Source organism: Martelella alba (assembly GCF_006516955.1).
In the GTDB taxonomy this organism is placed as follows: Bacteria; Pseudomonadota; Alphaproteobacteria; order Rhizobiales; family Rhizobiaceae; genus Martelella; species Martelella alba.
In genome coordinates this window covers 54,085-72,843 of sequence record NZ_VHLG01000013.1, presented here as the reverse complement: position 1 = coordinate 72,843, position 18,759 = coordinate 54,085, and the positions used below count along the sequence as shown (strand labels likewise).

The 18,759-nt window shown below is 57.7% G+C and carries 16 protein-coding genes; 4 read left to right on the top strand and 12 right to left on the bottom strand.

The features are described 5' to 3' along the window. Positions 1–49 precede the first annotated feature (49 nt). Together FJU08_RS17945 and FJU08_RS17940 are read right to left on the bottom strand one after the other, a co-directional pair. Complete coding sequence (locus FJU08_RS17945; protein WP_181409909.1) at positions 50–2,449, bottom strand: calcium-binding protein; 2,400 nt, start codon at positions 2,447–2,449, stop codon at positions 50–52. Then, a complete protein-coding gene (locus FJU08_RS17940) occupies positions 2,427–2,870 on the bottom strand; it encodes a hypothetical protein (RefSeq protein WP_141150418.1) in 444 nt (147 codons plus the stop codon). The genes FJU08_RS17945 and FJU08_RS17940 overlap by 23 nt, the downstream gene beginning before the upstream one ends. Positions 2,871–4,160: 1,290 nt before the next feature. On the opposite strand from FJU08_RS17940, the gene FJU08_RS17935 reads away from it, so the two are divergent. Together FJU08_RS17935 and FJU08_RS17930 are read left to right on the top strand one after the other, a co-directional pair. Next, positions 4,161–5,882, top strand: coding sequence for a type I secretion system permease/ATPase (locus tag FJU08_RS17935; RefSeq protein WP_141150417.1), 1,722 nt, complete (start codon positions 4,161–4,163; stop codon positions 5,880–5,882). Then, positions 5,770–7,179, top strand: a complete 1,410-nt coding sequence (locus tag FJU08_RS17930; RefSeq protein ID WP_235890813.1) for an HlyD family type I secretion periplasmic adaptor subunit — start codon at positions 5,770–5,772, stop codon at positions 7,177–7,179. The genes FJU08_RS17935 and FJU08_RS17930 overlap by 113 nt, the downstream gene beginning before the upstream one ends. 163 nt (positions 7,180–7,342) lie before the next feature. Here FJU08_RS17930 and FJU08_RS17925 read toward each other — a convergent pair whose 3' ends face one another. The 6 genes from FJU08_RS17925 to FJU08_RS17900 all read right to left on the bottom strand — a co-directional run bounded on the left by FJU08_RS17925 (position 7,343) and on the right by FJU08_RS17900 (position 13,091). Beyond that, on the bottom strand, positions 7,343–8,227 hold the full coding sequence (locus FJU08_RS17925) for a MurR/RpiR family transcriptional regulator (RefSeq protein ID WP_141150416.1): 885 nt from the start codon (positions 8,225–8,227) through the stop codon (positions 7,343–7,345). Positions 8,228–8,230: 3 nt separating this feature from the next. Next, positions 8,231–9,280 (bottom strand): ABC transporter ATP-binding protein, encoded by a 1,050-nt coding sequence (locus tag FJU08_RS17920; RefSeq protein WP_141150415.1) that lies wholly within the window; start codon positions 9,278–9,280, stop codon positions 8,231–8,233. Then, entirely contained in the window at positions 9,277–10,035 is a 759-nt protein-coding gene (locus tag FJU08_RS17915) for a glycerophosphodiester phosphodiesterase family protein (protein WP_141150414.1), read from the bottom strand. The genes FJU08_RS17920 and FJU08_RS17915 overlap by 4 nt, the downstream gene beginning before the upstream one ends. Before the next feature lie 26 nt (positions 10,036–10,061). After that, positions 10,062–10,871 carry a carbohydrate ABC transporter permease gene (locus FJU08_RS17910; protein ID WP_141150413.1) on the bottom strand — a complete coding sequence of 270 codons (810 nt, stop codon included), beginning with the start codon at positions 10,869–10,871 and terminating at the stop codon, positions 10,062–10,064. After that, positions 10,861–11,730 (bottom strand): carbohydrate ABC transporter permease, encoded by an 870-nt coding sequence (locus FJU08_RS17905; RefSeq protein ID WP_141150412.1) that lies wholly within the window; start codon positions 11,728–11,730, stop codon positions 10,861–10,863. Before FJU08_RS17905 ends, FJU08_RS17910 begins: the two co-directional genes overlap by 11 nt. Before the next feature lie 104 nt (positions 11,731–11,834). Beyond that, positions 11,835–13,091, bottom strand: a complete 1,257-nt coding sequence (locus FJU08_RS17900; protein ID WP_141150411.1) for an ABC transporter substrate-binding protein — start codon at positions 13,089–13,091, stop codon at positions 11,835–11,837. Positions 13,092–13,349: 258 nt separating this feature from the next. Here FJU08_RS17900 and FJU08_RS17895 point away from each other — a divergent pair, with 258 nt between their 5' ends. Further along, positions 13,350–13,580 carry a WGR domain-containing protein gene (locus FJU08_RS17895; RefSeq protein ID WP_141150410.1) on the top strand — a complete coding sequence of 77 codons (231 nt, stop codon included), beginning with the start codon at positions 13,350–13,352 and terminating at the stop codon, positions 13,578–13,580. Between the two features lie 105 nt (positions 13,581–13,685). Here the strand turns inward: FJU08_RS17895 and katG are convergent, their stop codons facing one another. The 4 genes from katG to FJU08_RS17875 form a co-directional block, all read right to left on the bottom strand. Beyond that, positions 13,686–15,863, bottom strand: coding sequence for a catalase/peroxidase HPI (gene katG, locus FJU08_RS17890; protein ID WP_141150409.1), 2,178 nt, complete (start codon positions 15,861–15,863; stop codon positions 13,686–13,688). A 397-nt stretch (positions 15,864–16,260) separates the two neighbouring features. Further along, the gene (locus tag FJU08_RS17885) at positions 16,261–16,650 is read right to left on the bottom strand and encodes a hypothetical protein (protein ID WP_141150408.1); all 390 of its coding nucleotides are present in this window, start codon (positions 16,648–16,650) and stop codon (positions 16,261–16,263) included. A gap of 145 nt (positions 16,651–16,795) precedes the next feature. Continuing rightward, positions 16,796–17,386: a TetR/AcrR family transcriptional regulator gene (locus FJU08_RS17880; RefSeq protein ID WP_141150407.1), complete on the bottom strand. Its 591-nt coding sequence runs from the start codon at positions 17,384–17,386 to the stop codon at positions 16,796–16,798. Positions 17,387–17,601: 215 nt separating this feature from the next. Continuing rightward, positions 17,602–17,859 (bottom strand): hypothetical protein, encoded by a 258-nt coding sequence (locus FJU08_RS17875; protein WP_141150406.1) that lies wholly within the window; start codon positions 17,857–17,859, stop codon positions 17,602–17,604. Positions 17,860–17,908: 49 nt separating this feature from the next. Here FJU08_RS17875 and FJU08_RS17870 point away from each other — a divergent pair, with 49 nt between their 5' ends. Then, the gene (locus FJU08_RS17870) at positions 17,909–18,751 is read left to right on the top strand and encodes an ABC transporter ATP-binding protein (protein ID WP_141150405.1); all 843 of its coding nucleotides are present in this window, start codon (positions 17,909–17,911) and stop codon (positions 18,749–18,751) included. The last annotated feature ends 8 nt before the right edge of the window (positions 18,752–18,759 follow it).

Here is an 18,759-nt window from a genome sequence, read left to right as displayed (position 1 = left end):
TCCTGATGAAGGCGGGCGCATAAAAGTGGCGCCTGGCTGAGACCCTGTCTCAGGCGAAGATGAAATCACTTTCGACCAGCTGGGTGCCGGTTGCAAGCATGATATCTATCTCGTTGCCATGACCGTCATTGATGATAGCGCAGTAACCGCTATCAGGGAGATCCGTGTATGTGATCTGGTTGGAAACCGCCTCCCAGTCAGAAAGACCGGAGACCCCTTGCAGAGCGATCTTGTCCTTCGGTTCGTACACATTGGCAACCATGCTGGTGCTGGCGGCAAAGCCATAGATGGTGTCATGTCCGAAACCGTCCTGGAAATAGAAATCGTCTTCTCCGGAACCGCCATAGAGACTGTCGTCACCGGCATCACCAAAAAATACGCCACCGGCAGATCCGGCAAAGATCCGGTCGTCGCCGGCACCACCAGAAAAACCGCCGCTGGAACAATTGCTTGCATAGATCGTGTCATTGCCGTCATCGCCAAAGACGCCGCTGTTATATCCTTCCTCGCAATGTATCGTATCATCACCCGACAAGCCGCGAAGCGCCACGATGGAGGTATCATCATAGATCGTGTCGTTTCCCTCCGTGCCGGTGTGCCCAAACACCAGTGCGGTGTTTGCCCCCATGTAATAAAAGTCGTTTTCGCTCAGGCCCTGACCATTGCTCAGCGTTACCGCAACGGTCGATCCATCATTCAGCGTGATGACCGGCACATTCGCATTGCTGGTGTCGATCTGGCTCTGAAGCGCATCCCAATTATCGGCGACAAGCGCGATTTTATCTTCCCCGGGCGTGAAATCGCGGATGATGTCGTGACCGCTTTCCGCGTCAAAGCTGAAGATATCCTTGCCGTCACCGCCGAAAAGTGTGTCGTCGCCGCGTCCGCCACAGATGTAGTCATCGCCTGCATCGCCCCAGACATAGTCATTGCCGGCCCCGGTGCTGATCATGTCATTGCCATCACCGGCATAGACGCAATCTTCGCCGAAACTGCCATAGATGATGTCATCACCACCCATGCCGAACATGGTGCTGGTCATATGTTGGGATGGATAGAACGTGCCGTCATGATCCTCCAAAGCGGATGTGTGGCCGTTTTTATCCGTGACCCAATCCTGGGTCGTGCCCGCAAACATGACATTGGAATCATTATCACCGAGGGTGATATTGGTGGCGCCATCCGTCGATGGACCGCCCAGCTTTACCGGTGTATTGCCAAGCAGGTAGTACTGGTCTCCGTTATGCATATTGGCAATCAGGCTGCTGAGATCACTCGACGAAGATTGCATTGCCGAAAGCGCGCTTTCGACCTGATCGGTGTCGACGGGCTGCTTGTCATAGCCACCGTTTCCCTGCAGCATGATATAGAGATCGTCACCCTCTTTCTTGATGTTGACAATGGAATCGACCATCGAAGTCAGAATTTTGTTCTTCATTTCGGCGTCGCTGGCGGGAAGGCTGCCCCTTTCGCCATGAGCGTCCTCGATGCCGCGCAAGGTCTCGACGATCGCCGGATCGACATGAATGACGGAGGAGACATTCGTGCCGTCACTTTTAAACGCAATGCTGAAGTTGTCGGATGCGACATCTTGGCTCTGCCAGCTATATTGCTCCATCCCGTTCGTATTGTGGAGATAGGTCTGTACGAGCTGGTCCTCCAGGGGATCGAAATCCTCGATACTGACATAGGTGTCACCGCCCTGCGGGATATTCACAGAGCCGTCCTGCCCATCCATCGCTCCGGAGAACTCATTCAAAAACCGGGTACTCTGGCGCGCTGCCATCGTCGTCGTGCTGATCAGTGCCGCTGCGGCGTGGGTAGCCAGTCCAACCCCTGGGACCCAGCCAAGAACGTCCTGGAGAACGTCTGTGACGAAGATTCCAATCGACGCCGGCCCGGTTGAAGTGGGCAGATTATAGCTTGAAGACGGGTGTTGCGTGACAAGAAAGGTATCATATCCGGCCCCGCCGGTGAGGCTGATGACACCGCTCTTGAAGGCTCCGTTCTGTTGAACGCACAGCGTGTCGTTGCCGTCATCGCCAAAAACATTGGCGTAGCCGCCGCCCGTAATATTGACGATATCATCGCCATCATCGCCATCATCGCCATCATCGCAGAGAACCCGCGTCACTTCCTCGTCCTCGTCCTCGTCACTGGTTGGCGATGAACCGCAAACATTTGCGACGTCATTACCGGACCCCATCCAGAACGTGGACGCAGGGAGATACGGATTGTCCCATGTCGTGACAAAATCATTTCCCGATCTCATATCGGCGAGAAAACCAGTATCGAAATCGGTTCCGGTAACCTTCAGGCGATCATCACCAACCGTGAAAATGAAATGATAGACTTTAGGTTGTTCCGCAGCGATCCAGTCGCGTGTACCACGATCTATTGATTTATCTTCAGGCTGATCCTCGTAATCATATGACCTTCGATACTCCAAATTCAGATGCGGTCCTGTCATTGACTTCGAAATCGAGAGGGAAGGTGGAAGGAGACGTAATTCTCTTCGCTGTAACATCTTCTTGCTCGTCTGAAGTCGCTTCCGTCGCAGCGGATCCGGTCGCTGTGGCCATGAATTGCGTGGTCACTGGCGGCAGATCGGTGCCACCGTCAGCAAAACTTAGTGCCGTTCCGGCGATATCGCTGGCGCCGATTACTGTGTCATCCGTTTGTGGATCGGCAGCATCGGCATATGGCAGATGGTAGGGGCCAGGTGCAAACCAGTCCCGCCCGTCGCGATCGCTGCGCGCGGGCATGAAATCATCGGTCACATCGTCTATGGAGCCATCGTGCCAGCCGTCATCGTGACGTTCCAGCGCCAGAAAGTCGTCCCATTCGCGTGACGGTTTTGTTTTGGTCATTTCAACCTCCCTGCCATCCGCGACGCTTTCCGTGCCGATGGCGTATCAACATCCACTCCCTCGGAATAGCCAGGCCCTTCAGGACATGGCATGTTCCGCTCCTTAAAGCAGCCGCCAGGGTGGAGAGGTGACCGCTGCTCCTTGCGGCCCTGCTGCACAGACAGGTCTGCGGCAGGCCGCACATCATGCGTCCACAAGCGCCAGGATGGCGGTGGCCGTATCAGTCAGTTCGTCAGGGGCTGGTTTGAAACGGGCTTTCCCGCTGTTTTCACGGCGGATGCGACAGAGCGCCGGCTCATCCTTGATGCAACCGGCAGCTTCGGTCCCGGCATCCGCTGAGATCAAGAATAGCGCGGAACCCGGGAAGCCTTCCGGAAGTATAGATGTGTATGTCCAGGTTTAAAATCATTTCAAACCTTTCTTCTCGGCGCACAGTCAATTTCACCCCGGCGCTTTCCAGTCCGCCAGACAGGCACTTTTTTGTTTGTGATGACCTGATGTGGCAACGCCAATCAGTCTGTTTTCCTCCTTGGGAGCCCCGCTGAGACAGCTGTCTCGCGCCCCTTGGATAGAGCTCATATAGGTCATTTTTGATAGAGAGTCAACTATATTGACGATTATCTGAATTTAGTTTTCTGCGGAATATAGAGCGAACGCGATTGCTCAATTAAAGTAGATAACGGCAAGCCCGGTGGTTCCATTATTCTTCTGAAATAGATTTAATTATTTATTTTCAGTTAGATAAATGACGTACTGCCACGCCGACCGGCCATTACCCAAAGCCCGCGAAGGAGAGGCTGCGTGACGCCGCCGCAACGCCCAGGCGGAGCGTGGAAACGGTAAGTATAACCTCAAATGGCCATTTCACTGTCGCGAGGTCAACCCTTTTGCGGCTTGAAGCCGCGAAGCGCCATAAGCGGGTTGGAAATTTCGGCCAAGGCAGAACCTCCTGTCACGCCAATCGTGAGCCTTTCAGGAAAGCCAGGGCCGGATTTAAAGAAATAGCGCCAAGGAAATCAATAATATCAATATATATTTATGTTATAGAATAAAATGACACATTTATGCCTTTTTATAGCAATATATATTACATAATTCACCGATCCATTCAGGGTGAAGAAATTGCATTTGACAGGGATTCCAGGCGTTGACCCGCCGTTTCCTTTTTTGCGATGGCCGTATAGGCTGCCCGGCCCCGGGGCAACTGTCACCCGTCACAATCGAAACGAGGCAAATCTCCAAGCCCAAGGCTTTGACCGTCTGGAATCCCGCGAAACCGAGGGCATTCCGATGAAATCACGTAAAACAAAAAATCGCGAGCTTCTCACAGCTTTGGCAGCCTCGAAGCAGGCGCTTGGCGGCGTGGCGCTGTTCAGCGCCGTCGTCAACATTCTCGCGCTCACAAGTACAGTCTTCATGCTGCAGGTCTATGATCGGGTCATTCCAAGCCGTTCCGGCGCAACCCTTCTGGCGCTATATGTGCTGATTGTGCTGCTCTATGGCCTGATGGGCGTGCTCGACAGTGTGCGCGGCAGGCTTCTGGCCCGTGTCGGCACCCGTTTTCAGGATCGGTTGGACGACCGGGTCTTTCGTATTGTCCTGCGGCTTTCACTCATCCCCTCCGAACGTGAAAAACCCGCAGAGGCGCTGAACAGTCTTGCCACCATCCAGACCTTCCTCGCCTCGCCGTTGCCGGGTGCCCTGTGTGATCTTCCATGGGTGCCTTTTTTCCTGATGATCATGTTTGTGTTCAACTTCTGGCTCGGCATGCTGGGCGTGGGCGCAGCGCTGCTCGTCACGCTTCTCGCACTGGCCAACCAGTGGCTAACGGCACACCGCAACAAGGAAGCCTTCCGGCAGCGGCTTGAAGCAGATAGCCAGACGGAGCGGACGCGAAAACAGATCGAGACCGTGCGCGCACTGGGTATGACCGGCACCTTTCTCGCACGCTGGAAGAAGGCCCGGACCGCAGCACTTCAAGCCGCTCTGGCGACCTCCGATGTTTCAGGCCGGCTGACGGCTGCCTCCCGGGCGGCACGCCAGCTATTGCAGTCATCAGCTCTCGCGCTTGGCGCCGCTCTGGTGCTTGCCGGCGACTTCCAGGCCGGGGCGATGATTGCCTGCTCGATTTTGCTCGGGCGGGCCCTGGCGCCAATCGAGCAAGTCATCGGCCAGTGGCCACTGGTCCAGCGTACCGGCCAGTGCTGGACGAGCTTGTCAGTGCTGCTGTCTTCAGTCAGAGAGGAAACAGTCGGCATGGCCCTGCCGAAACCGGAGGCCAGACTGAGCTGCGAGGGCGCCGTTATCGTTCCGCCCGGCGAGCCGCGGCCGGTTCTCTCGGCTATCACCTTTGCAGTTGAACCGGGAACGGCATTGGCCGTCATCGGTCCCTGCGCGTCAGGCAAGTCTTCGCTGGCACGCGCCGTTACCGGCCTGTGGCCGACTGCAAACGGCGTTATTCGCCTCGGCGGTGCGGATATCCGCGAATATGGACCCGATGTGCTTGGCCGTTATATCGGCTATCTTCCGCAGAGCGTGATCCTGTTTCCCGGTACGGTCGCGCAAAACATCGCCCGTTTTGATGAAGACGCCGATCCCGAGGCCATCGTTGCAGCTGCCAGAAAAGCAGAAGCACATCAGATGATCCTCGACCTGCCGCGCGGCTATGACACGATCCTGAGCGAAGGCGACAGCCTTCTGTCCGGCGGTCAACGGCAGCGGATCGGGCTGGCCCGCGCTCTCTATGGTGATCCGCTGCTGCTCGTTCTTGACGAGCCGAATGCCAGCCTCGACGAAGAAGGCCAGGCAGCTCTGAACGCTGCCATTGCCGAAGCCAAGGCGGATGGCCGCGCTGTCGTCCTCATGTCTCACCGCCCATCAGCCCTTACAGAATGCGAGAATGTCCTGCTCCTGGAAAAAGGCAGGATACGCGCTTTCGGTCCCCGCGATGTGGTTCTGCAGCGCCCGGCGCCAGCATTGTCAACCTATCGCCTTACCGCAGGAGTACATTGAGATGTCTGATAAATGGTCATGTAAACACTTTCTGAGAACCGGCTATGCCGCACTTGCTCTCGGCATTGGCGGCATGGTCCTGTGGGGATTTGCCACCGAGATCGACGGAGCCGTGGTTGCGTCAGGTCAAGTCGAGGTCCAAGTCCGCAAGCAGGTCATCCAGCATCAGGACGGCGGTGTGATTGCCGAAATCGATGTCCATGACGGCGAGCCGGTGAAAGCCGGCCAGACGCTGATCCGTCTGGATGACACCACGCTTGCAGGGCAGCGGCAGATCCTGCAACAGCAGATCTTCGAGGCCAAGGCAAAGCTCGACCGCGCATCAACGCAGGCGCTCGGCGAAACCAAACTGGTCTTCCGTCCTGATCTGATAGCTGAGGCGGCCGGCAGTCCTGAACTCAACGCCGTGCTAGCAGCCGAGCGCCGCCTGTTTGATGTTCAGACGGAATCAACAGAGCTCATGAAACAGCAGCTTGAAAGGCAGGAAGATCAGGCCAGAGACATGATCGCCGCCAGTCGCGACGAAATCGCCGCCCTTCAGACGTCCCGCGAGATCAACGAAGCTGAACTTGCCCGCTATACAAGTCTTCTGGACCGAGGCCTGACCCAGACGAGCACGGTGTCTGGCCTGCGTCAGCAGACCGCGTCGCTTGACGCACAGATTGCCGATCTCCAGACCGATATTGCCGAGACCAACGGCAATCTTGCCAGCTACGCCGTGCAGTTGCTGCGCGTTCAGTCTGATATGCGCAAGGACGCCGAGACCGAATATACAGAAACCCAACCTGAACTCGCAGAGCTCATTCAAAAACGTACCGTCGTTGACGCCGAATATGACCGGCTCTCGCTACGTGCGCCCATGGACGGTACGGTCTACGACATGTCCGTGTTCACCGTTGGTGGTGTGATAAAGCCCGGTGAGGAAATCGCCGCCATCGCTCCAGCCAACAAGCCGTTCATTCTGGCATTGCATGTTTCGCCCTCCGAGATAGATCGGGTTCGCACGGGGCAGGAAGCAATTGTGAAATTTCCGAATTTCAACAGCCGGAAAACGCCTGAATTCCATGGACAGGTCCGCACCATCTCCGCCGACAGTCTGACGGATCAACGCAGCGGCGCCTATTACTATCGTGTGGAGGTCAACCTCGATGAAACCTCACTGCAGCAGGCCAAAGACCGCGGAATCATCACTGGCATGCCGGTGGAAGCTTTTCTGCAGACAGATGAACGCAGTCCGGTATCTTATCTGGTAAAGCCCCTGACCGATTACTTCGACATGGCATTCCGGGAAGACTAGATGTTCGGTCCCGGCCTTTGAGGGAGCGGGTGACCTAGAAGGTTTCCGGCTCCGGCGTCCACTTTCTGCAGATGAATGCGTAAGGGGGGAGGACGCATGGCGTCTTCAATCGTCGTGCGATGTTGCAGACGTCGATACAGTCGGGTTCGGCTTCTGGCTCCCGTCACGCCCAGCTAAATGGCGGTCCCTGCTCGCGGAACCGGTCAAACTGTTCGATCGCTTTCAGGGAGCGGCCATCATCAATGGCGGCGAGATCCAGAATGACGGTGTTGGCGATGGTCATCGGCACGACGAGCGACTGCGACTGACCGAGCGTGCCGCGCGACACGGTTATATGATGCTCCGGAGCGGGGGTGAACCGGCCGCCCGCCAGATCCGTGATGGCAAGTGCTGTCGCACCGCGATCGGCGGCAACGGCACGGATATCGTGCATCAGCGATGGCGGGCTGCGGAAGGCAAACAGCCACAGCACGTCTTTCTCCGACATTGTCATCAGCGTTTCGCGCATCAGGTTCGGCGTTGCCGTTAAATCCATGGCCGCATAGCCGGAACGGTTGAGGCGCAGATTGACGAGATGGGCGAGCGCGCCAAAATGCCCGGTCCCGACGATGAAGATCCGCCGGCAGTCACGCAGCGCTTGCGAAAAGGCCCGGATCTGGGCGTCGGTCACGACCTTGCGGGCATTTTGTAGGGCAGCGATTTCGCTGTCGATGACGGAGGAGACAAGTTCGCCATCATCGGCGCGCAGCAGCCGGGCGGCCACGCGCGCCGCGCCATTGGTGAAATCCTCCCCCTCATTGGCAAGACTGTTCTGCAGAAAGGTGCGGAACTCCGGGTAACCGTCAAAGCCGAGCCGTCGCGCCAGCCTGACGGCCGAGGAAGGATGCAGCCCCGCACGGCTGGAGACTTCCTTGCCGTTTTCAAGTGCCGCGCGCAGCGGGTTCTGCATCAACACGTCGAGAAGACGCGTATCGGCATCGGTCAGCCGCTCGGCGTTAAGCGCGATGAGATCGCTTAGATGCTGGGGCGTATCGTCTGTCTGTTCCATGCTCTACCAGTTATGCGTTTCAACAGCTGCGATCTCGCGGCGTTCGCCGGTTTCCCGGTCAAAGAAATAGGCAGCCTTCATATCACAGGCGATCCAGCACTTGTCAGGATCTGCGGGAAGCGCGCTGCGATGTGCGGTCAGCGTAACCCGGCCGGCCGGCGTCTCGCAATGGAGCACCACATCAGATCCGGTCATTTCGCTTAAGGTCACGCGGGCGGGAAGGGCAGTGCCCTCGGGCCGATCATCCATAATGGTGAGCGCGTCGGCACGTAACCCGACCGTCAGCCCGGCTGGAATATCGGCTCCCGGCAGTTCGCCGTCGTCCAGGAAATTCATTTCCGGTGCGCCGATGAAAGAGGCGACAAACCGGTTGGCCGGGCGGTCATAGATCGCTTCCGGCGTGTCGAATTGCTGCAGATGACCGTCTTTCATCACCGCGATCCTGTCGGCAAGTGAAAGCGCCTCCGTCTGGTCGTGTGTCACATAGATGATCGTGGCGCCGAGCGAACGGTGCAGTTCCTTGATCTCGCGGCGCATGACGATCCTGAGCGCATTATCGAGATTGGATAGCGGTTCATCCATTAGAAAAGTGGATGTTTCCCGGGCAATCGCCCGGCCCATGGCAACACGCTGGCGCTGGCCGCCGGAAAGCGCCGCCGGCTTGCGGTCGAGATAGGCATCCAGCTGCAAGGTTCGGGCAACCTCTGCCGCTCTGGCATTGCGCTCCTTTTTTGGCATGCCGCGCAGTTCCAGTCCGAAGGCGATGTTTTCACGCACGCTCATATGCGGGTAGAGGGCATAGTTCTGGAAGATCATCGCAATGTCACGATCCTGCGGCGCGACATGATTGCAAAGCCTGCCATCGATCAGGATGTCGCCGTCCCGGCAGGTCTCAAGCCCGGCAATCAGCCGCAGGAGTGTCGACTTTCCGCAGCCGGACGGGCCGACAATGACGATAAATTCGCCGGGTTCGATATCCATCGAGACACCGTGCAGCACGGTCGGTCCCTGATCATAGGATTTCTTGATGTTTTTGAGTGTGATACGGCTCATAGCGAAGCTCCCTCTGCACGGCGCTGATCGCGGATGTTGATGGCGAGCGTCGGGCGATCGGTGGTGAACACCTTGACCCCAAGATCAAGCGCCTTGTCGATTTGTTGGCGCGTATGGGCGGCCCAGCAGCCAAAGGCGAGGCCGTTCTCCTCTGTCATCCTTTGCAGGGTTGCATCGGCACTGTCGATGTGAACGCCGATCTCGCCAATGCCGCGCAATCGGGCAATATCGATGACGCCGCGTCCACCAAGCTGCGCCAGAACTGCAGGACTGACCAGCCAGAGCGCGGGCCGGTCGGTCACAGCTGCGATCTCGCCCATTGTATCAAGCAGGAAGGAAGAGAAAGTTGTTGTGGCAAGCCGCTTGTTTTCATCCAGCGTGTCGACAACCCTGGTCACGAAATTGGCATAGGGCCGGCCATGCTGGCCCGGCTTGATTTCGCAGCGGAAGGCGACCGGGCTGTCCTTGAAGATGGCACATAATTCCTCGACATAAAGCGGATGGCGAAAACCCGCTCCGGCGTGATCGACGATGGCTGCACGTATTGCCGATGCGTGCATGTCGGCGATGGCACCCGCCGTGTCCGTCGTCCGGTCAAGCGTTGCGTCATGGTGGACGAAGATCCGGCCGTCGGCGCTCGGATGCAGGTCAAACTCGACTTCCTCAACGGCCATGGCTGCGGTCGCGGTGAAACCTGCAAAGGTGCTGTCGCCGAATTCCAGGGTTCCGCCGCGGTGAGATGCAATGCGTGTCACGTTTATGTTTCCAGTCATGTTCTTGATTATTTCACCGCGCCCATGGTGATGCCGCGCACCAGATGGCGTTCGACAAGCACGAAGCCGACAATGACCGGCAGCATGGAGATCGTCGATGCGGCCATGACCAATGGCCAGTCGATCAGGCCCTCTCCGGGATTGACGCGATAGAGCCGGGCAAGGCCGACCTGCAGCGTGTAGAGGTCCTCGCGACTGGTGGCGACCAGCGGCCAGATATAATTGTTCCACTCGGTGATGAAGATATAGAGGCCCATGGACAGGATAGCCGGGCGGGCGATCGGCACGATCACACGCCAGAGCACTTTCAGCGGTGACGCGCCATCCATATAGGCTGCCTCATCCAGCGCCTTGGGGATGCCGCGAATATATTGCCGCAGAAAGAATGCGGCAAAGCCATTGGAGATCGCTGGCAGGATCAGGCCGGCATAGCTGTCGAGCAGACCGGCATTGGCGAGCGTCAGATAATTCGGGATCAGGCTGATATGGCTCGGGATCATCAGCGTCGCCACCGTTGCCGCAAACAGGATATTGCTGCCGAAAAAGCGGTAACGGGCAAAGGCATAGGCCGCCATGGTGGCAAAGGCCGTGCCGATAATGGTCACCGCACCCGAGACAATCAGGCTGTTGATGAGGTAGCGGGCGAAATTATACTGGCCGATGGCGACGGCATAATTGCCGATCGTGAAGTCCGTGGTCCCGGTATAATAGGCGTTTGACGTCTGGAACGACATCCAGATCGAGTAGAGCACCGGCGAGAGGAACAAAAGGCCGGCGACAAGCGCCAGACCCGCCAGCAACGGATTGTCAGGCTTCATAGTGAACCCTCCTGCCGAGAATACGCGACTTGATGACGGCAAGCGCCACCAGCAGGATGAAGAGCAGCACGGCAAGCGCCGAGCCCTGTCCGATATCGAACAGCGTGAAGCCGATCTGATAGAGCCGGTTGACGAGAAGATCGGTGGCACCCGCCGGGCCACCCTCGGTCATCACATCGACCAGGGTGAACACCTGAAAGGCCTCGATCACCGAAATCACCAGCAGGAAATAGGTGGTCGGCATGACCAGCGGAAAGGTGACGCGCCGGAACACATGAAGCTTCTTGCCGCCATCAACGGCAGCGGCGTCATAGAGTTCCTGCGGGATCGCCTGCAGCCCGGCGATATAGATGACGATATCATAGCCCAGCTGCTTCCAGGTGTTGATGAAGATCAGCACGCCAAGCGCCAGATCAGGGCTTTGCATCCAATGCACCTTGTCGATGCCGAAGAGTGCCAGCAACCCGTTCATCATGCCGAAATCGGTTGAGAAGACCCAGGAAAACACCACGGCAATCGACACGGTCGAGGTGACCGAGGGCAGGAACAATGCACCCCGCAATATCCGCCGCGCAAAGGTCTCACGCGCAAGGGCCGCGGCAATCAGAAGCGCCAGCGCCAACCGGATCGGCACGGAGACGAAGGCGAAGATGGCGGTGACCTTCAGCGAGTTCCAGAATTCATGCGAGCGAAACAGGATCCGATAATTGTCAAAGCCGACAAAGGGCTTGTCGGGCGACATGAAGTCCCATTGCCTGAAGCTCAGATCAATGCTGGTGATGATCGGAATATAGGTGAACACCGCGATGAAGATCATCAGCGGCAGAACAAAGAAATAGGGCGTCAGTTTGCGCGGCATCGGCGAACTTTCTATGCGGCCGCTCTTTCAAGGGCGGCATGCTCTGGTGCAGCCGGTCCGCAGGCGCTGTTGCACCTTGCGGACCCACCATGTCGAAATGGATATCAGTTGGAAAGACGCCGGGCTTCTTCGCGGGTACGTTCGGCGAAATCTGCCAGCGCCGCATCCGCGTCCTTGGTCCCGAGCGCGATGGCCTGCCAGACATCATATTCGTTGGCGCGCATCCAGGTGACGACCGGCGGGCGCGGCCTGCCACGGGCAACGTCGAGCTGGTTGATGGCGACAGAGATGCCGTCTTCGTTGGCAAGGGCTTCAGCCGCGCGGGGTTCGGCTGCCGTCTTCTTGTTGATCGGCATATAGCCGGTACCTGAAAACCAGATGGCGTTCGACTGCGGGGAAGCGGCGAAGGAAATGAACTTGTAGGCTGCGTCTTTCACCTTCGGATCGGCGGAGGCGAGAATACCGATGCCAGCGCCGCCGATCGGAACCGCACAGACCTTGTTGCAAGGCATGGGCAGGACTTCGACATTGTCGCCGAGCGCCTTCTTGACGTCACCATAATCGCCGGTCGAGTTCATCATCATGCCGGCATGGCCGGAGAGGAAGAACTGCTTGTCGGAGGCTTCATCCGTCACGCCATCAGGCGAGGCGACCTTGTCCTTGATCAGCGATGCCATCCAGTCATAGGCCTCAACGGTGTTCGGGCTGTCGATCAGAACGTCACCGGTCTTGGAATCGATCAGGTCGCTGTCATTCGACATGATCAGGCCCCAGCGGGCGAACTGGCCGGGCGATGTCATGCCCATGACGCCGTCACCGCCAAGCGTCTCGGTAATCCTGGTCGCGGCGGCCTTGATGTCATCGAATGTCTTGAGCGGCGGGATTTCGCTATAGCCAGCTTTGGCGAAGATATCCTTGTTGACGTAGAGTACCGGCGTCGAGGAATTGAACGGGATGATGTAATTCTTGCCCTGATAGACGCCGACTTCGCGGGCAAAGCCGAACAGGTCGTTGGACAGGCTGTCATTGGCGAGCCTGTCGGAAAGATCATCAAGCACGCCGCGATCGGCAAAAAGGCCGTAGCGGGTCACTTCCATGATCACAGCATCGGGCGCGCGATGGGCCGGAATGGCCGCCTGCAGCTTGGCAACGATGTCATTATAATTGCCGATATACTGGGCATCGATATGGATATCGGGATTGGCTGCTTCGAAATTGGAGATAATTTCCGAAAGCGCCTGCCCGTTTGATTTTCCGTCTGCGAAGCTGTGCCAGAATTCAACGGTGGTATCTGCGGCAAAGGCGACGGACGATACGAAAGAAATGACCCCTGCCAAGGCGAATGCTGAGAGTTTCAACATCAAAATATCCTTCCTGCAACGAGAATTGCAATTTGGTTGCCAGATGCAATTACAGTCGCAAGACGACAGAGCTTTAAACGAATGATGAAGAGTTGATGACGGCCATGCACCACCGCAGCCGTCGTGACGAAGCAGCGGTTATCGAACTGATCCAGCTCTTGCAGTGAGGGTCGATCTATCGCAGAATCAACCGTGACGGGCACGCGCGCGGGATGCGACTGACCCTCATGGCAGAAAATAGGTCAGGCCGGAGAGGTTATGATGATCTATATGGAACGGATCGATCCGGCACGCCGCATGCGCCGTTTCTATCGTGTTACGATCGAACCAACGCTTTTCGGCGAGTGGGCGCTTGTGCGCGAATGGGGACGTATCGGCTGTTCCGGCGGCCAGCGCCTCGAACGATGTTTTTCCGATCACACGGCCGTCACCATGGCGCGTGATGCAATCACGGCTGCCAAGTGCCGACGCGGTTATGTGCTGCGCTGAAAAACATGCCACACCGCGTGCCAATTGGGCCATGCGGCTGACCGGTGGATGTTCACCTCCACCCGGACGAAAAGGCCCGGGTGGAAGAATGTCTGCAATTGCGTATCACGCAGTCAGATCGAAGCGGTCCGCATTCATGACTTTCACCCATGCGGCGACAAAGTCATGGACGAATTTTCCGGCATTATCGTCCTGGGCATAAACCTCGGCATAGGACCGCAGCACCGAATTGGAGCCGAAGATCAGATCCATCCGGGTCGCTGTCCATTTGACTGCGCCGGTCTGACGGTCACAGATCTCGTAAAGTCCATTGCCCGCCGGTTTCCAGACATTGGCCATATCCGTCAGATTGACGAAGAAGTCATGCGTGAGCGTTCCGGGGCGGTCGGTAAAGACGCCGTGAGAGGCTTTGGCATAATTGGTGTCGAGAACACGCATGCCGCCGACAAGCACGGTCATTTCAACGGCCGTCAGTCCCATGAGCTGGGTCCGGTCCAGCATCAGCTCTTCCGGGCTGACCACATAGTCCTTCTTCAACCAGTTGCGATAGCCGTCATGGATCGGTTCCAGCGGTGCGAAACTGTCACCATCGGTCATCTCGGCCGTTGCATCACCGCGGCCCGGTGCAAAGGGGACCGTGATCTCGAAACCTGCCGCTTTCGCCGCCTGCTCGATTCCGACGCCGCCAGCCAGCACAATCACATCGGCGATGCTCGCACCTGCCTCTTCGGCGATGGGTTCGAGTATGCTCAGCACATGGGCCAGACGGGCCGGCTCATTGCCTTCCCAGTCCTTGTGCGGGGCAAGGCGAATGCGCGCGCCATTGGCGCCGCCACGCATGTCGGATCCTCTGAAGGTGCGGGCACTGTCCCAGGCCGTTGTCACCATGTCGGCGATGGAAAGCCCTGAAGCGGCAATCTTCGCCTTGAGCGCATCGACATCATAGCCGGTCGGTCCCTGAGGCACCGGATCCTGCCAGATCAGGTCTTCTGCCGGAACATCCGGGCCGAGATAGCGAACCTTCGGGCCCATGTCGCGATGGGTCAGCTTGAACCAGGCGCGGGCAAATGTATCGGCGAAATAAGCGGGATCGGCCATGAATTTCTGGCAGATCGCGTTATAGACCGGGTCCATCTTCATCGCCATGTCGGCATCCGTCATCATCGGGTTGTGACGGATCGAGGGGTCGGACGTATCCAGCGGCTTGTCTTCCTCGGCGATTGCCACCGGCTCCCACTGCCAGGCACCGGCCGGTGATTTGCGCAGCTCCCATTCATGACCGAACAGCATGTCGAAGAAGCCCATGTCGAACTGCGTGGGATGGGTGGTCCAGGCTCCTTCAAGACCGGAGGTCACGGCGCGGCTGGCAAGGCCGTTCTGATTGGGGTTGGCCCAGCCAAGCCCCTGCATTTCGGGCCCGGCGGCTTCCGGATCGGGACCAAGTGCACCGGCATCGCCATTGCCATGGGTCTTGCCGACCGTGTGGCCACCGGCGGTGAGGGCTGCGGTTTCCTCGTCATTCATGGCCATGCGGGCAAAGGTTTCGCGCACCTGGGCGGCTGTCTTCAGCGGATCGGGCTTGCCGTTCACCCCTTCCGGGTTCACGTAGATCAGGCCCATCTGCACGGCGGCCAGAGGATTTTCCATTGTCGAGGGATCATCGACATTCTCATATCGCTCATCACTCGGTGCCAGCCATTCCTTCTCGGCGCCCCAATAGGTATCCTTTTCCGGCGCCCAGATGTCTTCGCGGCCAAAGGCGAAACCAAACACCTTCAACCCCATGGATTCATAGGCAATCGTGCCAGCGAGAATGATCAGGTCGGCCCAGGAGATCTGGTTGCCATATTTCTTCTTGATCGGCCAGAGCAGGCGCCGGGCCTTGTCGAGGCTGACATTGTCCGGCCAGGAATTCAGCGGCGCAAAGCGCTGATTGCCCGTTCCGCCGCCGCCGCGGCCATCGGCGATGCGATAGGAACCGGCAGCGTGCCAGGCCATGCGGATCATGAGGCCGCCATAATGGCCCCAGTCTGCCGGCCACCAGCTCTGGCTGTCGGTCATCAGAGCATGCAGATCACGCTTCAGCGCGGCGACATCGAGCTTGAGCACTTCCGCACGATAGTCGAACGTCTTGCCGAAGGGATCGGTCTTGGTGTCATGCTGATGCAGAATGTCCAGATTCAGCGCATTGGGCCACCAGTCCATGACAGAGGCGCTGGAAGCCGTATTCGCGCCATGCATTACCGGACATTTTCCGGCACTCTTGGGTCCATTTCCGTCCATGCTGTCTTCCTCCAAAATGATGCATCGACCCGATGTGATCGTGCATTCAGCTAAATGAAGCATCAGGCGACGTTGAAGATGCGTGATGCTCTTGCAATGCTTGGGTTCGAATGCGGTAAGACTGTATCACAAGGCCAGTTCTTCATGTGAGGCTTGTCTGTTTTTTCGCATTTCTTCTTGCATGAGCATGATAGGGAAATGCCTCGATAATCTCCAATCGCAAATTCAGAGATTTTCGATAATCTGAAGTTATGATCGGGCGCTGAGGCAAACATATTCCGTACGGAGAGCCACGGGGTGGTGTAGACACCAGGCCATCGGACGGCTCGGATTAGCCATCCGATGATCGCGTTGCTGAAGGCCTTGCGGCCCTGCGGTAATTTAGCTGCAGCTGCAGCTAGCGCACGGTCGCTGTGCGGCCGCCCTTTACAGCGTTTGCCGGGCGCTTGCGGACCAGGGTCGCCGTCTGGCGCCCTGCCGGGGCGGCACGGGCGATCGATCTGGCCTCCTCGCTTTCGACCCAGCGGCCAATGGCTTCGAGGCCCGACTGGAGATTTCGTTTCAGCGCGTCGGTCATCTCGCCGTCAAGGCAGCAGCTGTCGCTGATGGTTTGCCAGTCAATGCCGTTGCGCTTCTTCGGCGGACGCTTTCGGCAGGTGATCAGGTGGGTGAGATAGGGTCTGATATTGTCCAGGGTCTGGTTTGGCACGAGCGGTGCGATGCGGAGATTGCAGAATTCGGTGATTTTACGCTGGAAGTGAAGGGATGCGGCAGTCTGGGTTTGCATGTCAGTCTAGATTTCATCATCGTTGCCGGCAAAAGTGCCGGGGAGTGGCCTGCTAAAGCCATATGGTAAACGAAGGCTGAAAATCCGGCTGATTTGCGCGGCGATGGCTGATAATTTTGCGGGTGCTGACCCCGGATGATCTCCCTCAGGCGGCGAGAATATGTTTGACGGTCGCCTTGGCGTGGTCGGCACAGTTCGGATCACGGGTTATCAGAGCCGAGACGATGGCGCCGTCAATCAGAAGTGCAATCTGATGCGTCAGGGCTTCCGGATCGTCCGGGCTGATCTGGCGCGTCAACTCGCTGATCTTTTCCAGCACGATTTTCTTGTGACGCAGCGCGATGATGCGCATCCGGTCATCGGTCTTGTCGTGCTCGCCAACGGCATTGATGAAGGGGCAACCGTAGAAATTCTCCTCGGCGAACCATTTCTTCAATACATTGAAACTGTTGACCAGTTTTTGCGCCGGCGTGCCGTCAAAAGCGTCCACCTCGGCGGAAAACCAGGCGCGCCAGGCCGAGCCCTCATGTTCCAGAACGGCTTCCACCAGGCCCTCTTTCGAGCCATAGGCCTTGTAGAGCGTGGTCTTGGCGGTCCCCGCCGCTGCGACAATCGCATCAACACCGGTTGCGTTAATGCCATGACGACAGAAGAGGTCGGAAGCGGCCAGAAGCAGCCGTTCACGGGCGCTGGCAGAGGCATCGAAGTCCTGTTTATGCGGTGAGTTTGTCGTCATGAAATGCTCCAGAGGCTACAAACCGATCTGTTTTCTCTATCGCGAGGACGTGACGATTTCAACGGTCTGGCTTGAACTATCAAGGAATCCGGCGGTTTTCGCATAGCGATGCATTGCCTATGTTGGTTTCTGCCCGCCACCGCCTCGAGCGGCAGAGCCGCCTGCCCGCGCATCGGGCTTGCGGTGTACCCGGAGTCTGCCGGTTTATTTTTGCGTCAGTCTGCCTGCCATTTCTGCCTTGTTTTTGAGCGGTAGCAGCGCGCAGCGGTGCGCGCATTGTCATCGATTGTGAAGCCAAGCACCTGGAGCCTTTCCGCCAGTCGGTTCGCGATAGCCAACGCAGAGATGTCAATCATCTTCTGGTTATCCCATTGAATAGTCGATAATTTTTGTGGGGTATGCAGAAAATCCTGACGAGAGCCATCAATCGCTTCGGCTTGAAAACTGTCAGGAATTCTGGATTTGGCACGCATTCTGCATAGAGGTGTACAGAACGGTTTGTTTCTTTTTGGAGCCTTGCTGATGAAGGGTGCGCATATCGCTCTCGACAATATTTCTCACCGCTATCGTCGGTCCAGGGGTCTGGCGGTCAGTGATGTCTCGCTGCGAATCGAAGCTTCTGAAGCGGTGGCGCTGGTGGGGCGGTCGGGCTGTGGCAAGTCCACCCTGCTGCACATCATGTCAGGCATGATGCGGGCAAGCAGTGGTTCTGTTCATATTGACGGGCTTGAGGTGAAAGATCCGTCGCCGAAATGGGTCGTCATGTTTCAGCAGCCCTCGCTCTATCCGTGGATGACGGTGGCTGAGAATGTTGCACTGGGGCTGCGCTTCACCGGGCGCAGACGTGAGATCGACACGCGCGTGCCGGAACTTCTGAAGCTCGTTGAACTGAATGATTTCGGAAGTCGCAACGTTCAGGATCTTTCCGGCGGGCAACAGCAGCGCGTGGCACTGGCCCGCTCGCTGGCGCCGCATCCCGATATTCTGCTTCTGGACGAGCCCTTCTCGGCGCTTGATGCCTTTACCCGTGCGTCATTGCAGCGCGATGTTCGCCGGATCGCCAAGGAAATGGGCATCACCCTGGTTCTGGTCACCCATGATCTGACGGAAGCCGCCATCATGGCTGACCGGGCAGTCGTTCTGTCGGCCAATCCAGGACGGTTGAGCGAGGTGGTCGATATCGATCTAGAAGACCGGAGCGATCTGCGGTCGGCGGAATTTTCCCGTCTGCGCAGCCGTCTCAACGCCGCCTATGGCCGTGCTGCGGGAGGCTTAAGCGTCGCCGATCCGGATGCTGTCAGCCTCCCTGCTACATCGGAAAATGATGACGGCGACGGCAAGGCCCTCCCGGCCAGGGTGCAATAAGATTTCAG

What these genes read in the sequence shown, in the direction of transcription:
- FJU08_RS17940 (WP_141150418.1), bottom strand. Translation starts at nt 2,870, where the DNA reads ATGACCAAAACAAAACCGTCACGCGAATGGGACGACTTTCTGGCGCTG.
- FJU08_RS17935 (WP_141150417.1), top strand. Translation starts at nt 4,161, where the DNA reads ATGAAATCACGTAAAACAAAAAATCGCGAGCTTCTCACAGCTTTGGCA.
- FJU08_RS17930 (WP_235890813.1), top strand. Translation starts at nt 5,770, where the DNA reads ATGTCCTGCTCCTGGAAAAAGGCAGGATACGCGCTTTCGGTCCCCGCG.
- FJU08_RS17925 (WP_141150416.1), bottom strand. Translation starts at nt 8,227, where the DNA reads ATGGAACAGACAGACGATACGCCCCAGCATCTAAGCGATCTCATCGCG.
- FJU08_RS17920 (WP_141150415.1), bottom strand. Translation starts at nt 9,280, where the DNA reads ATGAGCCGTATCACACTCAAAAACATCAAGAAATCCTATGATCAGGGA.
- FJU08_RS17910 (WP_141150413.1), bottom strand. Translation starts at nt 10,871, where the DNA reads ATGAAGCCTGACAATCCGTTGCTGGCGGGTCTGGCGCTTGTCGCCGGC.
- FJU08_RS17905 (WP_141150412.1), bottom strand. Translation starts at nt 11,730, where the DNA reads ATGCCGCGCAAACTGACGCCCTATTTCTTTGTTCTGCCGCTGATGATC.
- FJU08_RS17900 (WP_141150411.1), bottom strand. Translation starts at nt 13,091, where the DNA reads ATGTTGAAACTCTCAGCATTCGCCTTGGCAGGGGTCATTTCTTTCGTA.
- FJU08_RS17895 (WP_141150410.1), top strand. Translation starts at nt 13,350, where the DNA reads ATGATGATCTATATGGAACGGATCGATCCGGCACGCCGCATGCGCCGT.
- katG (WP_141150409.1), bottom strand. Translation starts at nt 15,863, where the DNA reads ATGGACGGAAATGGACCCAAGAGTGCCGGAAAATGTCCGGTAATGCAT.
- FJU08_RS17885 (WP_141150408.1), bottom strand. Translation starts at nt 16,650, where the DNA reads ATGCAAACCCAGACTGCCGCATCCCTTCACTTCCAGCGTAAAATCACC.
- FJU08_RS17880 (WP_141150407.1), bottom strand. Translation starts at nt 17,386, where the DNA reads ATGACGACAAACTCACCGCATAAACAGGACTTCGATGCCTCTGCCAGC.
- FJU08_RS17875 (WP_141150406.1), bottom strand. Translation starts at nt 17,859, where the DNA reads ATGCGTGCCAAATCCAGAATTCCTGACAGTTTTCAAGCCGAAGCGATT.
- FJU08_RS17870 (WP_141150405.1), top strand. Translation starts at nt 17,909, where the DNA reads ATGAAGGGTGCGCATATCGCTCTCGACAATATTTCTCACCGCTATCGT.